At 47.9% G+C, this 14,787-nt stretch carries 12 protein-coding genes; 8 read left to right on the forward strand and 4 right to left on the reverse strand.

Annotation, left to right across the window (positions count from 1 at the left end):
* Positions 1-117: 117 nt before the first annotated feature.
* A complete protein-coding gene (locus tag EKM89_RS05715) occupies positions 118-438 on the reverse strand; it encodes a hypothetical protein (RefSeq protein ID WP_125686552.1) in 321 nt (106 codons plus the stop codon).
* Between the two features lie 244 nt (positions 439-682).
* Here EKM89_RS05715 and EKM89_RS05720 point away from each other — a divergent pair, with 244 nt between their 5' ends.
* Both EKM89_RS05720 and EKM89_RS05725 read left to right on the forward strand, forming a co-directional pair.
* The gene (locus EKM89_RS05720) at positions 683-2,323 is read left to right on the forward strand and encodes a putative polysaccharide biosynthesis protein (protein WP_125686554.1); all 1,641 of its coding nucleotides are present in this window, start codon (positions 683-685) and stop codon (positions 2,321-2,323) included.
* A 12-nt stretch (positions 2,324-2,335) separates the two neighbouring features.
* Positions 2,336-3,025, forward strand: coding sequence for a pseudouridine synthase domain-containing protein (locus tag EKM89_RS05725; RefSeq protein WP_125686556.1), 690 nt, complete (start codon positions 2,336-2,338; stop codon positions 3,023-3,025).
* A 227-nt stretch (positions 3,026-3,252) separates the two neighbouring features.
* On the opposite strand, the gene EKM89_RS05730 is transcribed toward EKM89_RS05725, so the two are convergent.
* On the reverse strand, positions 3,253-4,083 hold the full coding sequence (locus EKM89_RS05730) for an NAD(P)H-hydrate dehydratase (protein ID WP_125686558.1): 831 nt from the start codon (positions 4,081-4,083) through the stop codon (positions 3,253-3,255).
* Between the two features lie 137 nt (positions 4,084-4,220).
* Here EKM89_RS05730 and pepV point away from each other — a divergent pair, with 137 nt between their 5' ends.
* Both pepV and EKM89_RS05740 read left to right on the forward strand, forming a co-directional pair.
* Positions 4,221-5,621 (forward strand): dipeptidase PepV, encoded by a 1,401-nt coding sequence (gene pepV, locus EKM89_RS05735; protein WP_125686560.1) that lies wholly within the window; start codon positions 4,221-4,223, stop codon positions 5,619-5,621.
* Positions 5,622-5,655: 34 nt separating this feature from the next.
* Positions 5,656-6,162 (forward strand): universal stress protein, encoded by a 507-nt coding sequence (locus EKM89_RS05740; protein ID WP_125686562.1) that lies wholly within the window; start codon positions 5,656-5,658, stop codon positions 6,160-6,162.
* A gap of 645 nt (positions 6,163-6,807) precedes the next feature.
* Here the strand turns inward: EKM89_RS05740 and EKM89_RS05745 are convergent.
* Both EKM89_RS05745 and EKM89_RS05750 read right to left on the reverse strand, forming a co-directional pair.
* Positions 6,808-7,749, reverse strand: coding sequence for a nucleoside hydrolase (locus EKM89_RS05745; protein ID WP_125686564.1), 942 nt, complete (start codon positions 7,747-7,749; stop codon positions 6,808-6,810).
* Between the two features lie 511 nt (positions 7,750-8,260).
* The gene (locus tag EKM89_RS05750; protein ID WP_125686566.1) at positions 8,261-8,587 is read right to left on the reverse strand and encodes a PepSY domain-containing protein; all 327 of its coding nucleotides are present in this window, start codon (positions 8,585-8,587) and stop codon (positions 8,261-8,263) included.
* 177 nt (positions 8,588-8,764) lie between these two features.
* On the opposite strand from EKM89_RS05750, the gene EKM89_RS05755 reads away from it, so the two are divergent.
* The 4 genes from EKM89_RS05755 (at position 8,765) to murC (ending at position 14,428) form a co-directional block, all read left to right on the forward strand.
* Positions 8,765-9,097 carry a thioredoxin family protein gene (locus EKM89_RS05755; RefSeq protein WP_125686568.1) on the forward strand — a complete coding sequence of 111 codons (333 nt, stop codon included), beginning with the start codon at positions 8,765-8,767 and terminating at the stop codon, positions 9,095-9,097.
* Positions 9,098-9,119: 22 nt separating this feature from the next.
* Positions 9,120-9,758, forward strand: a complete 639-nt coding sequence (gene ytpR, locus EKM89_RS05760) for a YtpR family tRNA-binding protein (RefSeq protein ID WP_125686570.1) — start codon at positions 9,120-9,122, stop codon at positions 9,756-9,758.
* 364 nt (positions 9,759-10,122) lie between these two features.
* Positions 10,123-12,957 carry a DNA translocase FtsK gene (locus EKM89_RS05765; RefSeq protein ID WP_125686572.1) on the forward strand — a complete coding sequence of 945 codons (2,835 nt, stop codon included), beginning with the start codon at positions 10,123-10,125 and terminating at the stop codon, positions 12,955-12,957.
* Positions 12,958-13,096: 139 nt separating this feature from the next.
* Positions 13,097-14,428 (forward strand): UDP-N-acetylmuramate--L-alanine ligase, encoded by a 1,332-nt coding sequence (gene murC, locus EKM89_RS05770; protein ID WP_125686650.1) that lies wholly within the window; start codon positions 13,097-13,099, stop codon positions 14,426-14,428.
* The last annotated feature ends 359 nt before the right edge of the window (positions 14,429-14,787 follow it).

The following is a 14,787-nucleotide window of genomic DNA, read 5'->3' on the forward strand; positions in this document are numbered from 1 at the left end:
CTTAAGTCGTTGCTTTATGGCTGGCAGGAGGTAGCCGAGAGCAGCCGTATTTGGCTATTCTTGAACCTAAAACCCAAATAAAAACCCTCACGGCAGAAGCCTGTGAGGGACAAGACGTTAGAGAATTTCGGTGAGAATGGCGAAGAAGCGTTGGGAAATGATTTCCCCTTGACCTGCCTTAGAGAGTTTATACTTCAGTAAGTGGCGGTCAATTTCGTGGAAGAAAACGTTGGCCATAGTCTGATAATCGCTATCGTTGGTTTGGTCGATGCGTTTAAAAGCCCGCCAGGTTGAGTAGATCAACTGAGCGTCGGAAACGTCTGCCAGTTCTGGAAAATGTGCGCGGATATTCTTGGTCATCGTAATGACCTGTTTGGCCCGCTCGGGGGACATTTCCATCTTCGGTGCCGTGGTTGCACCGGCTGTTGCTTGCGTCATATTGGCATTCCTCCTTGAATAAGTTCTGAATTCTTCCTACTTTCAGCATACCACTGTTAGTCGTATCCGGTAAGCAATGTCAGCTGGTTTCAGCGAATTTAGAGGAGGTTCTCCCAAATCTTTAACGAAACCTGATAATTTTTAAGAAAAAGCTATGGTATAATGTTGGTTTGATTAGCTTAGATTCGGTAAGGGCCTAAGTAATAGGAACGTTTAATTTTACAAATTGAAAGTAGGGTGTCAAATGGCGGCAAAGTCTGGTAATTCTGGCAATCAAGCTGACGCACAAGAACAGATGGTAGCGGGCTCTGCGTGGATGACGGGGGGAAGTATCTTTTCGCGAATCCTGGGCGCAGTTTATATTATTCCCTGGAACATCTGGTTCGGCGCCTTTTATCTCCAAGGAAATGCGTTGTACGGAAAAGGGTACAATATCTATAGCTTCTTCCTGATTGCTGCAATTGCGGGGGTGCCCTCGGCGATTGCAAAACAAGTGGCGCACTACAATGCGTTGAATGAATACGGTATTAGTGTCCGCCTGTATAAGCGGGGCTTGGAAATTGCCATTATGACCGGAATTGTGATTGCCGCACTGATGTACTTCGGTGCGCCGCTCTTTACAGGAGGGGATGACAACCTGATTCCAGTTCTGCACTCGTTGGCGTGGGCAATTCTGATCATCCCAACGATGAGTCTAACTAGGGGATATTTCCAAGGATTTCAGCAAATGGCACCTTCCGCCATTTCACAATTCGTTGAACAACTTGTTCGTGTCCTGTACATGTTACTTTCTGCCTACGTGATCATGCGGGTTCTGAAGGGAAACTGGATCACCGCGGTTTCGCAATCCACTTTGGCTGCCGCAATGGGGGCACTAGGTGGTCTACTGGTTTTGGGCATTTATTATTGGCGACGCCGGCGGCATTTCCGTTCGTTGGTCCGGAACAGTAATAATCAAATGGTTGTGCCTGCATCACAACTCTATCGTGAAATTATTGCGCAAGCCGTCCCATTCGTGGTCTTAGGTGCTGGGATTACGATTTTTCAACTGATCGACCAGTATACTTTTGCACCCATTATGCATATGGCTGGGAATTATTCAGCAGCTTACTTAAATGATTTATTCGCGCTGTTTGGGGTTAATGCCAACAAATTAATTATGATTACGATTTCCTTAGCATCGGCTTTGGCCGTGACGGTCGTGCCGCTACTCTCTGAAGCCTATACGCGGGGAGATAAAAAATCAATTTCAGACCAATTATCTAATGCATTTTTGATGTTTGAATTCGTCATGATTCCCAGTGCATTAGGGATGTCTGCCGTAGCACGACCTTTGAACTTGGTTTTCTACGGTCGGGCACACGAGGCGCTAGCGGCATCGATTTTGGCATTCTCCTCGTACCTTTCGATTCTGTTGGGGCTGTACACGGTAGTTTCAGCGCTCATGCAAGGAATCTCGCAAAATAAGCGTGCTGTACGGTATTTTATCGTTGGGACAATTGTTAAATTTATCGTGCAGTGGCCGCTGGTTTACTTCTTTGGGGCATTCGGCCCCTTACTGGCGACAGGTTGTGGATTTTTGGTTACGTGTTATCTGATTATTCATTCGTTGGACGCTCAATTTGGTATCAACTACACGCAGATTGCGAAGAAGACGAATGGAATTTTACTGACGTCAATCGGGACGTACCTCTTGGCCAAGGCAATTACCTTCCTGGGTAGCTTTAGCGGGAGCGAAGGTCGAATTGTAAACTTCCTGATTGTGGCAGTGGCGGCGCTGATCGGTGGCTATTTCTACGTTTACGTGGTCTTGAAGAGCCGATTAGCAGATGCCATTATGGGCTCCCGAGTCGCGGGGTTACGGCGGCGGTTGCATATTCACTAGGAGGACGTTGAGATGAACATTGAACGGTACTTAACGGAACATCGACAGGGAACGCCACTACAAATTCTGCGGTTACTACGACAGGGTCGGGTGACGGTCAATTCAGACGTTATTGATTCACCCCGTACAACGGTGGTCGAGGCGGATAACGTCCGCGTTGACGGGATGACCGTCACCGGTCGTCAGCCACAATACCTCGTCTTCAATAAACCAGTTGGATTTCAATTGAGCATGGATCCCACGATGCCACATAGTCTAGGAAGCTTGCTAAATGCTTTTGACCAACCACGACAATTAGATGCGTTGGCTGATCTGCCAAAGGAAGCCGTGGGACTGGTACTGACCAGTGACGATGTGCGCTTTCTGACCGATGTGACGGGTCAAAACTGGCCAAGTCGATTTCAGGTTCAAGTCAGTGGAACCGTGGTGCCGACACTAGCACCCAATCAAGCCTTTCAGGATGTGACGATGCAGGTCGATCAGGTTCATCAGCAGGTGACAGTCGCTTTAACCACGATCGACAGTGCCATGGCGGTGGCAGCTCTAGAGAAATTGCCAGATGTTCTTGGTCCCGTCGAACGTTTGGCAGTTGGACCATTGCGACTGCCAGTCGACTTACCGGTAGGTGCGTACCGTGGCTTACTGCCAACCGAGATTGATGAGTTGACGGGACCACTAGACGAAAAAATAAAGACTAACTAAAAATAGGAGTCCCGGCTATCGAAAAATGATAGGGGACGCCTATTTTTTAACGACCTAAAAGCAGATGACTAGCGTTGGGGTCGGTCTGAAAATTGGCCGCTTGGGCATCGGTACACGTTATGATTCAAAGAAAGAATGTAAATTGTCGGGTTACTTTGGCAATATTTGGATAGGGTTTACCTTAGGCAAAACGCTTGCCGTAGAAGCGCTTCAATGTAACTAATGCACTAACCTAGTCCCTCATGTTGCTTCATGAACTGTGGTAAGACATCGATAATTTGGTGGGGGAGAACCACATACTGGGTTCGTGCCAGTTCCTCGGCGATGGCACTGTGGCTGTAGACGGCAGCGAGGACAGCATCCGTTTTGTTGGTAAACTGAGCGACAAAACCACCGACCATACCAGCCAGGGTGTCACCCATGCCACCAGTTGCTTGAGCGGGTGTTCCCAATGGATTTTCGTAGGCGGCAGTTGGTGTGTAGATTTGTGTTCGATGTGATTTGAGTACGACCGTGGCGCTCAAATGGTTGACGATCGGTTGGTTCTTTTCCGGCGTCTGTTCGGCAATCGCGATACCGCTGAGGCGTTGCCATTCCATTTGATGGGGGGTAAAAATCAGGTGTGCTTGTGGCAAGGCAAGCTGATGTTGGGCAACCAAAGTAATGGCTGACCCGTCAATGACTAGCGTTTGGGTGGCTTGAACGACGCTAAAGACGTTGTTCAGAATGGCGAGTGATTGCGGACTGGTACCGAGTCCCGGCCCGATGACGATAACATCGGTGCCTTTGATCAGCTCCTGCGTTTGGGCTAAGTCATTGAAGTCGGCGAACATAGCTTCCGGTAGGCGGGCGTGTAAACTTCCCTGATTACTGGGGTCGGTGATTGTCGTGACCAGACCAGCACCGGCGTAAACAGCCGCGGCACTGGCCATGAGAATGGCACCGCCAAAGTTTCGATTACCGCCAATTAAGGTGATTCGCCCATATGTTCCCTTGTAGCTATTAGCGGGACGTTGCCGAATCGTTTGCGTTAAAATTTCTGTGGATAGAGTTTGCATGGTGAAGGCCTCCTCGTTTCAGTTTTAGTATAGCATGTTCGTTCATGAAATCGGCTTACATTCGGGCGCGGGTATGCTAAAATCAAAGGTAAGTATTCTTGGACGTTTGGTCCGAATAAAATGAAGGAGGTCCAATCATGGCAATTGATTGGCAACAGCTAGCTGAAAAGTACCGAAAGGATTATATCGCAGACTTAACTACCCTGGTTGGTATCGACAGCTCTCGTGACGACTCTAAGGCCACCAAAGACTACCCATTAGGCCCTGGTCCGGCCAAAGCACTGATTGCATTTTTAGGGTTAGCCGAACGTGACGGATTTAAGACGAAAAATTTAGATAATCTGGCGGGTTACGTGGAGTATGGCGAGGGCGATGAGACCTTAGCGATTCTTGGACACGCCGACGTCATGCCGGCCGGAAAAGGGTGGCACACGGATCCCTTTACACTGACTGCTAAGGATGGCAACTTGTATGGTCGGGGAACTTCCGACGACAAAGGCCCGGCTTTAGCCGCCTACTATGGCTTGAAAATGTTAAAGGAACAAGGTATTCTGCCTAAAATTAAGATTCGTTTCATTATTGGGACCGACGAAGAAAGTGACTGGACGGGGATGAACCACTACCTCGACTTAGAACCAGCGCCAACCTTGGGTTTCTCACCTGACGCCGAATTCCCACTGATCAACGGTGAAAAGGGGAACGTGACCTTCACGTCGACCTTTACTGGCACGAATGGTAATGGCCTAGTTTTACGCGAGTTCGACGCTGGGTTGCGAGAAAATATGGTGCCACGGGATGCCGAAGCAACGGTTGAAAATGGCGACGAGGTACAATTGACCGCCGACTTTGATAAGTTCTTGGCAGCTGCTCCAGTTACGGGTGACGTGACGGCCGATGCTGCTGGTTTACATCTCCATGTAATCGGTAAAGCGGCCCACGGAATGGAGCCGAAGAACGGCATCAACGCGGGGACCTACCTGGCAACCTTCTTGGCTGCACAAGACTTTGGCGGCGATGCAGCGGATTTCTTGGGCCTGTTGGCCAACCAGTTACACGATGATTCACGGGCTAATAAACTCGGCATGGCTTACACCGATAAGGTTATGGGAGATTTGACGATGAACGTCGGTATCATGACCTTTACGGCTGATGAGGGTGGTTTGATCAACACCAACTTCCGTTACCCAACTGGGACCGGTGCCGCTGACATTCAGGCTGGTTTGGCAAAGGCCACGGCTGACATGAACGTGACATTGAAGCAGGGCCGTGAAATGGTCCCACACTATGTTGACCCATCTGACCCGATCGTGGCAACGTTGATGGATGTTTATCGGCAGCAAACTGGTGATACGACTGCCCAACCAGAAGTCGTTGGTGGGGGAACTTATGGCCGTTTGATGAAGCGTGGTGTCGCATTTGGGGCCTTGTTCCCTGGAACGCAGGACACGATGCATCAGGCCGATGAATTCCAACCAGAAGCGGACTTATTAAAGGCGATGGCTATTTATGGTCAGGCAATCTTCGAATTGACCAAATAAGGTCGTGAGAATGACCGGCAAAGGAGTGGTAGAGATGACCGAAGGATATAAACGGATTTTAGTGGGAGTTGATGGTTCCCGCCAAGCACGCCGCGCAGTTGAAAAAGCCATTGCGGTTGCGGTACGGAATCAAGCTGAATTAATCATTGTGACCATTATGAGCGGCGGTGACTATGTGGGCCTGGGTAACAATACCGAAGTTGGGTTTGGTTACGTTGACCAGCAGGTGATGGACGAAGCGCGTCAACGCCTCGAACAAATTGTCGATAAATACCGTAAAAGGGCTCAGGATGCCGGTGTTAAAGAAGTTGTGACTGCCGTTTACTACGGGCATGCCAAGGTCGACTTGGCCCGGACATTACCTAAAGAATATCAGGCGGACTTAGTTATGCTGGGTGCGACAGGGGTCAACGTGGTTGAACGGATGTTAATGGGGTCCACGGCAAGCTATGTGGTCAGTAACGCCATCTGTGACGTCATCGTGGTTCGGACAGATATTAATAACCAGGCCACTAATCTGAAACATTTGCCGATGGACTAGGGCTAAGACCTAAAGATTAAAAGTGTCAAAACACCCATTATGCCTGTTGTAGCAACGATATTGTGGCCAAAATTAGGCAACTTAGTCCCGGCATCGCCTTGCCGACCGGCAGATATGGATTGGAACGGTACGAACACAACTTGAAGCCGTGAAAGTACTGAGTCTTCAGGCTTGATTTTCTACTAAGCCAGCGGCATCCTTGACAGCCGTAGTACGGACATTTTCACTAATTTAGTCGTGACATTTCTCACTGTTGCAGCGTAAAATGAACATTTTGGCTGTCAACCTTCAGCTAAGACTAAAAACTGGGATATAATTTAAAAAGTTGCTCTTTTCAGAATCGTTAGGTTCTGAAAGGAGCAACTTTTATTTACGCCATTATGGTGACGAAACGTGCATTATAAGGCAGTTTGTTGTGCTTAACCCGATAGCAAAAGTTATGCCAGCTGGCATACGGAATCATAATGTAAGCTGAGAGGTCGCCAGTTTCAGGTACGTTGTTCTGCTTAGTCGGCATTTTGGGCTGGCCTAGCAGAAAATCAAGCTTGTAGATACGTGGTTTTCAAGGCGTGAAGCCGGGTTCACGCCGTTTCAGTCCATAACTGGTGGTCGGCAAGGTGAAAAGGCCACCGTGTTGCCCAATCGTTAGTAATTGCGAGTCGCGGATTTGGCGAGGGTGTCGAAGTGGTCGTAGAACTGGACCTTGTCGACCTGCGTGACGAGGGTGACGGGACGGCCGGTTGGTGTGATGAATGTGCGACCCGCGCCATGTCCCGTGGTAAGGACGTCACTGTGAACGACTGTGGCGTCGACAATTTCTGGGTAACGGCTGGTTAACGTAGTGAGGACATCCCACAGGTAGTAAGTGGAATCGGCCTCAAATGCCATGACTAAGGAGTAGCCATAACCAATCAGGTCCATAGCGGGATAGCGGCGAAGCTCAGCCCAGTGTTGGCGAAGGTCGGCCGTTAGCGGGATCTGGTCGGTACTTTCCAGACCGACCATTTGAATGTCGATATCGGTGTCCCAGACGGTCTTAACGGCCTCGGGATCCCAAAAGGCATTCCATTCCATGGTGCCATCTTGGTCGGGCTCACTGACGTTTCCTTGGTTATTCATCGTGCCACCCATCCAGTAAAGTTTATCGATCTTAGTCGTAATGGTGGGGTCGATCGCCAAGGCCCGGGCTAAGTCAGTCAGAGGGCCAGTCATCACGAGAGTCGTTTTACCGGGTGTCTGTTGGAGTTTTTCAATCATATCGAGATGCGCGGGCTTTTCGGCCGACGGGGTGGAAATGAAGCCCCGTTCGTTGAGCACCGGAAAGTTATCAAATGAGTAGGCCGATAATCGCCAGTTTTGTGGAAATTGGTGGACAGGTCGCGAATTCGACGTTGCTACCGCTAGCTGTTGCTGTGACTGGCCGAACAGATCGATAATCTTACGTGAAGCTGAGACGGCGGGTTCCACGTAGGAATCAGCACCAACTACGCCGACGCCGGTCAAATTGATATCGGGCATCTGAAGAAGGAGCAGTAGGGAAACGAGGTCATCAACATTACCATCATGATTGAAATAGACATTTTGCAAGCCAAAACACTCCTTATATGATTACAAATTCTCAAAAGTATAGCATATAAGTTCGTGATTTAACAGCTAAAACAGGTAAAAATTTATTTTTAGGCAAAGGTAAAACGTAAAACCCGAAATATAAATCGATTTACCCTTTTAAAAAATACTAATCAAATTAAAGTCAATATTAGTTTGTTGGCTGACCTGTTTTACTGGGAAGCAGAAAACTAAAATATTCACGTTACGCTTGCGATTGTGGGAAGGATCACGGTTAAATTAATGAAAACAGCCGGCCAGGGATTTCGCTGGCTGTGGGGAATGTCTCCGGTCAAAGAACTGGCGCCCGGCTCAGATTGTCCCCGTCAATTTCAAGTACTGAATTCCATACGGTCGCTTCAGCTTGAACATGAATCATTAGCGTTGTAACGACAGTCATAACAGGCATCTGGGATACATTAAACCTTCAGAAGACAACAAAAAGAGCCAACAAATTCTATTGTTAGCTCCAAAATGGATTTTAAATTAAGGTTTAAAGTCGATGAATGTCGAGGACACTACCGGTTTTGGCGTCGGCAATAAACTGGTATTGGACTAATTGGTCGTCCTCATAACGGGTGATACCACCGTAATAAGCTTCCGTCTTCACCGCGAATTTTTGAAACGGTACAGCATGTTTCTCAATCCACGCACCTTCGATTGGAGTTTCTTGTCGGAATTGCCGTTTGACTTGATCCAAGATGTTATCGGGATCCAAACGAGAAAAGCCACCGAAAAGTCGCGTGATGAAAATGCCCATCAGGCCTCCGAGCACACCGGTGAGACTTAATTGATACAATTGTCCATTTTTAGCAGTCATGCTACCGCCTCCTTAAGCAGGTTAATGTTGGGCACTACTCCCATCACTTCTGCCACCAGTATAACAATGATTGCCGCGAAGTTCCCGTAAAAAGACAAAAATCGTGTAAATTCCTTTTGGCATGCTATAATAGTTCTTGTGTAACTTTCAAAACTAAAAACAAAGGAGTGCTTATTCATGGAACAATTACCCAAGATGTCTGCCGCTGAATTAAAGGATGTTGTCAAAGACGGCAAGACCATGTTATTCTTCTCCGCGACCTGGTGCCCAGACTGCGCGTTTATTAAGCCAGCAATGCCAGAAATCGAAGCGGAATATTCTGACTTTAAGTTCATCGCCGTTGATCGTGATGAAAACATCGATTTGGCCATTGAACTTAATGTATTTGGCATTCCTAGTTTCATTGCTTACGCCGATGGTGAAGAGATTGGCCGGTTGGTGAACAAAGATCGTAAGACTAAAGCAGAGGTAGAAGAATTTATTAATTCTTTGGCAACCAACGCCGACTAAACCCGTTGGAAAGGATTCAGACATGTTAATTTCTAGTTACAATCCCCAAGAATTAGGGGATACCTTGATTGTTATCGTGGCGCAGGATTCTACTGAACAAGCGCACACGGTACGAGACAATATTGCGCGTATTTATGACTCAGCCACTGAGAAAACGCTCGGGTACAATTTCCTTGCTATTTCCGAGATTTTACCGGATATCAGTGGACTGGGCCAAATTCACCTATCAGCTGACGACGTGGCGGCTTTGAATGCGGCTTTGGAAGATGCTGGTTTTGCAGGTGAGTTAGTTGCCGAAACCAGTTCACGCTTTGTCGTGGGTTACGTGAAGACTGCCGATCCTCATCCCGACTCCGACCACCTGTTGGTAACGGAGACGGTTGTGGATAACGATGAGTCTTTACAGATTGTCAGTGGTTCACCTAACATGCAGGCTGACATCAAAGTAGTTGTTGCGAAGGTGGGCGCCATGATGCCAAATGGGCTGATTATTTGGCCAGGCGAATTACGTGGCGTTACCAGCAACGGCATGATTTGCTCCGGTCGCGAGCTGGGATTAGCTAACGCACCACAAAAACCAGGTGCTTTAATTCTGCCCGATGACTATGAAGTGGGCAAACCGTTTGATTTTGAACGGGGCCAAACTATTTTTAAAGCTTAAGAAACATTACAAAGTGGGTCAGACCTTGTCGTCTACCCACTTTTTTGTGTACAATAGTGTAGAGTAACTGTGTGTGGCCTAGGCTGTGACGATAAGGACTAATTTAAGTTGTCAGAAGTACCGTCTAGCTGGGATTTTGCAAGTTAGCTAAGAAAAAAAGAGTTGTTTCTTGTGAAATTTACCAGTTGCCTTCAATGAACACAAGGTTAACCGTCCCTAAAGTCGTGTTATTCAAGGGCGTTAGGCAACTTAAATAAAAAAATCATTTGAAAATTCAGGGAATGAGTATAGCGACCGCTTTAGGTGGTCTCTCCTCCCGTAGTAAAGAAGCGGTAAGTTTTGCGCTTATCAAGGAGGAAGCAACATGGAGCATTATGATGGACCGGCTTTTTACCGGAAATTTCCAGTAGAACCGACCCCTGAAGAACTTGAAGATACAACGAATGAACGGGCCCAGCGACAAGTTAAGGAACGTAAAGCCCGTAACGATCGCCTACGGCTGCGTGAAAACCAGCAGAAGCAATCAGCAACGTCAGAAAAAAATCGATCGGTAGTAGTATCACCAAGTACACAGTCGAAAACGACAGCAGAAAAATCGACAACCAGTATGGGAAACTATCGGCCGTTTCAGGTAACGGCAATTCCTAAGCAGCTTCACTGGACGCGACCAACATTAGAATCGCGACGTCGATATCAGCGGCTAGTTGCTAGTCTACATAAAAGTGACGCGAGCTTCTTTTTGTTTGGACGCGCTGAGGATGCAGATTTACCCACTACCACGATCAATGCTCCGATGAAAAATAGGGTATCTGCACCTATCAAAACGCAAGAATCGGTAGTGAAACATGAGGTGACACCAGCGACACCTGTTAGTTTAACGGTGACGGCCACACATGAATCGAAGGTCCCCGTAACATTGGCCACAGATACGTCAATGGTGACTGAAAAATCAACGGCTGTTTCAGAACCGATTACTACCGAAAAGTCGATGACAGCTGAACCAGCACCAACTGAGATCTTCTATCCAACGGCACCAATTGCGGCGGCAGAAAATGGTGTGGAGTCAGAAAGCGATGCTGAAGTCGCGTCTGAGGCGACTTCTGAATCAGAGACTAAACTGAAGATGGATTCAGAACCAGAAGTAAGCGCTGAACAAATTCCGCGTAAATCGTCTGAAAACTTAATGGCGAAAGACACCGATATAGCGAGTGATAACGGGCAAGTAACAGGTAAGATGCCGGCTAAACAAGCGTCTGAGGTGGCTTATTTGCCCGTGGGTTCGGCTGATAGTCCAACTACACAACAAGGTTCATCATCTGCTGCTAAGGAAGAAACGCGACGGGTAACACCAGCGGTTGATGAGAAGATTAATGACACCGCCACCACTGCGGCTACCGTTGCCAAAAAACCCGCTGAAGTGGGTGAGTTCTTGGCACGAGCCGTGGCTGATGCTGAGCAGACTAGCGAGTCACCGGTGGCAAAAACAGGAGCCCCTCAAGTTACTTCCACAGTGGCCAGTGAGGAGGGGAGGGGAACTGAAACCACAATTTCAGGTGAGAAAGCCGCACAATCCATTGCGGGCGATCAGCCAAAAGTTACACCATCTAAGCCGAAAGCTAAGTCTAGTCGTGGTTTAGGTCATTCTCTGGGTGATATCATGCAAGAGGAAGGCAATGATCAACGTAATTTGGCACTTTTTGACCGGCCAACTCCCACACCAGTCGAACCAGAGGTCGAAGCGGACACTGATCGTGGCTACCATTTTCCGGATTTAAGCTTATTACCTAATCCTGTGGTACCAGACGAAGAGGCTTTGGACGAATGGATCGAACATCAGGCAGAGGTGTTAGACGCCACGTTAAGTGCCTTCCACGTCGACGCGCACGTGACTGACTGGACGGTCGGCCCCACGGTTACCCAGTTTCAGATTAGCCTAGCGCTGGGGGTCAAGGTCAATAAGATCACGAACCTGAACGATGATTTGAAGCTCGCCTTGGCTGCGAAGGATATTCGTATCGAAGCACCGATTCCTGGAAAAACAACGGTCGGAATTGAAATTCCTAATTTAAAATCTCGTCCCGTCATGTTGTCGGAAATTCTGAATTCAGAGGCCTTTAAGAAGAGCGAGTCACCATTGACTGTGGCCCTCGGCGTTGATTTATTTGGGAAACCACAAGTGACGGACTTGCGTAAAATGCCACATGGCCTGATTGCCGGGGCAACTGGCTCAGGGAAGAGTGTGTTCATCAACTCCTTACTCCTGTCGATCTTGTACAAGGCCACGCCCAAACAGGTCAAACTCCTGTTAATTGATCCGAAGGCCGTGGAAATGGCGCCTTACGATGCCCTACCACATTTGTTGTCACCAGTGATTTCTGACCCCAAAGCCGCTGCAGCAGCTTTGAAATGGGTCGTGAGCGAAATGGATGAACGTTACGAGAAATTAGCGGCAGCCGGTGTTCGGAACATTGAGCAATTCAATGATCGCGCCGATGCTAACGACGAACCTGCTTTAAAGATGCCCTACATTGTGATCATTATCGATGAATTGGCTGATTTGATGATGATGGCGGCGAGTGAAGTTCAGGATTACATTGTCCGTATCACGCAAAAGGCCCGGGCCGCCGGAATTCATTTACTAGTCGCCACGCAACGACCAAGTGTTGATATCGTGACCGGGACCATTAAGAATAATATTCCAACGCGAATTGCGTTCATGGTTTCCAGTCAGATTGACTCCCGAACTATCTTAGACACTGCGGGAGCCGAAAACTTACTTGGACGTGGGGATATGCTATATTTGGGGAACGGTGCCAGTCAGCCGATGCGGCTGCAAGGGGCCTTTGTCGAATCCGAAGTGGATGCCGTCACAGACTTTGTGCGAACACAGGGCCAGCCCCACTATGCTTTTGAGCCCAAGGGTTTACTGCAACGGGAGACCGCTGAAGAAAATCAGGACGAGCTCTTACCGAAAGTTCTGGACTATATTGCCCAAGAAAAATCGGTCTCTACGTCTAAACTCCAACGTGTCTTCTCCATTGGCTACAATCGTGCGGCCAATCTGATCGACGATTTGGAGCAGCACCACTACGTTTCGCCGCAACATGGTTCAAAGCCACGCGAGGTTTATTTAACACCCGAAGACTTAGGAAAAAAGTTGCCGGAACCTCATGACCAGGGTGCACCATTCTCATCTTAGCTTGAATAGTCCTCACGTGTCTTTAATTGCCCAGTTCTTTTATGGGGGTGGGGGATATGCTAAAATGAGAATAGAGTCACTCGATCGGTTGGGGGGACCAGTGGCCTTTGCCGAAGAGAGTAGAAAAGAGGATCATTTAATGGATAACGCAACGGTGTATCACTTTGTTGGAATTAAGGGATCAGGGATGAGTGCCCTCGCTCTGATTTTGCATGATAAGGGTTTTAAGGTTCAAGGTTCAGATATTACGCAGTACACGTTTACCCAACGCGGCTTGGAACAGGCTGGAATCGATGTCATGGCATTTGACGAAGCCAATATTCACGAGGGTTTAACGGTGATTGCTGGGAATTCCTTTACGGATGACCATCCTGAAATCAAGAAGGCTCGCGAAATGGGTTTACCTGTTTACCGCTACCATGAATTCTTAGGCCACTTGATTGAAGGCTATACGAGTATCGGGGTTGCTGGTGCGCATGGGAAGACTAGTACGACTGGGTTGTTGGCGCACGTCCTGAGTGGTGTGGCACCAACGTCTTACTTGATTGGTGATGGTACTGGGAAGGGGACGCCTAATGCGCGTTTCTTCGTATACGAAGCCGATGAATACCGACGTCACTTCTTGGCTACCAAGCCAGACTACGCCATCATGACCAACATTGATTTTGATCACCCTGACTACTACACCGGCATCGATGATGTTTACAGTGCGTTTGAAACTTGGTCCAACCAGGTCAAGAAGGGAATCTTTGCTTGGGGAGACGATCCTGAATTACGTAAGCTCAAGACCGATGTGCCCGTTTACTACTACGGGACGGGCGACAGAGATGACTTTCAGGCTAAAAACATCAAGCGCTCGACGACTGGATCTACCTTTGATGTTTACCATGAAGATGAATTCTTAGGTAACTTTGAAATTCATTTGTATGGGGAACATAACGTATTGAATAGTTTAGCTGTGATTGCTGTGGCTTACTTTGAAAAGGTCAATATGGACGAAATCAAACATGAATTGGTTGATTTCAAGGGAGTTAAGCGTCGGTTTACGGAACGTAAGTTAGCTGACATGACCATCATTGACGACTATGCTCACCATCCATCAGAGATTAAAGCAACGTTGGATGCTGCTCGGCAAAAGTATCCGGACAAGGAAATTATTGCCGTGTTCCAGCCACATACGTTTAGTCGGACGATTGCTCTGATGGACGATTTTGCGAAGAGCCTGAACTTGGCGGACAAGGTCTTCTTGACCAACATCTTCAGTTCAGCTCGTGAAACGCAAGGGGCGGTTTCTAGTAAAGACTTAGCTGCTAAGATTGTTAAGGGTGGCGAAATTCTGACCGTTGATAATATGTCACCACTACTGGACTTCCACGATGCTGTAGTTGTTTTCATGGGTGCCGGTGACGTTCAGAAGTACGAACGTGCTTACGAAGAATTACTGAGCCACCTATCATTAAAGAATAACTAAATTAAAAACTGAAGGTCAGTGACTATAGCGGAAAGCCGTGATGGTCACTGACCTTTTTAGGCAGAATTCATTCGGTGATACGCAAACTAAGGGTTGAAAGCTGAGGTTGAAAGCCATATTGTTCACCTTACTCTTGCGACAGTAGAAATTATCACCGCTAAATTAATGGAACCGGTCATACGTCGTCCACTAGGGATTCCGCTTGCTGTGGGGGAACACCTCCAGCCAAAGGACGGCTTCCACTGGCTTTGATGATATGTCACTCGGGTAACCGGAGTGCAGTAATTTTCCACGATAAGGTTTTCATCGAAACGCTGGTTTTCACGACTGATTACTTGTGTTTATCGTCAGATTTGATA

Source organism: Levilactobacillus fujinensis (assembly GCF_003946335.1).
Taxonomy (GTDB): domain Bacteria; phylum Bacillota; class Bacilli; order Lactobacillales; family Lactobacillaceae; genus Levilactobacillus; species Levilactobacillus fujinensis.

Excerpts from the sequence above, each read along its gene's own strand:
- ytpR (WP_125686570.1), top strand. The coding sequence starts at position 9,120 with ATGTTAATTTCTAGTTACAATCCCCAAGAATTAGGGGATACCTTGATT.
- EKM89_RS05730 (WP_125686558.1), bottom strand. The coding sequence starts at position 4,083 with ATGCAAACTCTATCCACAGAAATTTTAACGCAAACGATTCGGCAACGT.
- EKM89_RS05740 (WP_125686562.1), top strand. The coding sequence starts at position 5,656 with ATGACCGAAGGATATAAACGGATTTTAGTGGGAGTTGATGGTTCCCGC.
- EKM89_RS05755 (WP_125686568.1), top strand. The coding sequence starts at position 8,765 with ATGGAACAATTACCCAAGATGTCTGCCGCTGAATTAAAGGATGTTGTC.
- pepV (WP_125686560.1), top strand. The coding sequence starts at position 4,221 with ATGGCAATTGATTGGCAACAGCTAGCTGAAAAGTACCGAAAGGATTAT.
- murC (WP_125686650.1), top strand. The coding sequence starts at position 13,097 with ATGGATAACGCAACGGTGTATCACTTTGTTGGAATTAAGGGATCAGGG.
- EKM89_RS05765 (WP_125686572.1), top strand. The coding sequence starts at position 10,123 with ATGGAGCATTATGATGGACCGGCTTTTTACCGGAAATTTCCAGTAGAA.
- EKM89_RS05725 (WP_125686556.1), top strand. The coding sequence starts at position 2,336 with ATGAACATTGAACGGTACTTAACGGAACATCGACAGGGAACGCCACTA.
- EKM89_RS05715 (WP_125686552.1), bottom strand. The coding sequence starts at position 438 with ATGACGCAAGCAACAGCCGGTGCAACCACGGCACCGAAGATGGAAATG.
- EKM89_RS05720 (WP_125686554.1), top strand. The coding sequence starts at position 683 with ATGGCGGCAAAGTCTGGTAATTCTGGCAATCAAGCTGACGCACAAGAA.
- EKM89_RS05750 (WP_125686566.1), bottom strand. The coding sequence starts at position 8,587 with ATGACTGCTAAAAATGGACAATTGTATCAATTAAGTCTCACCGGTGTG.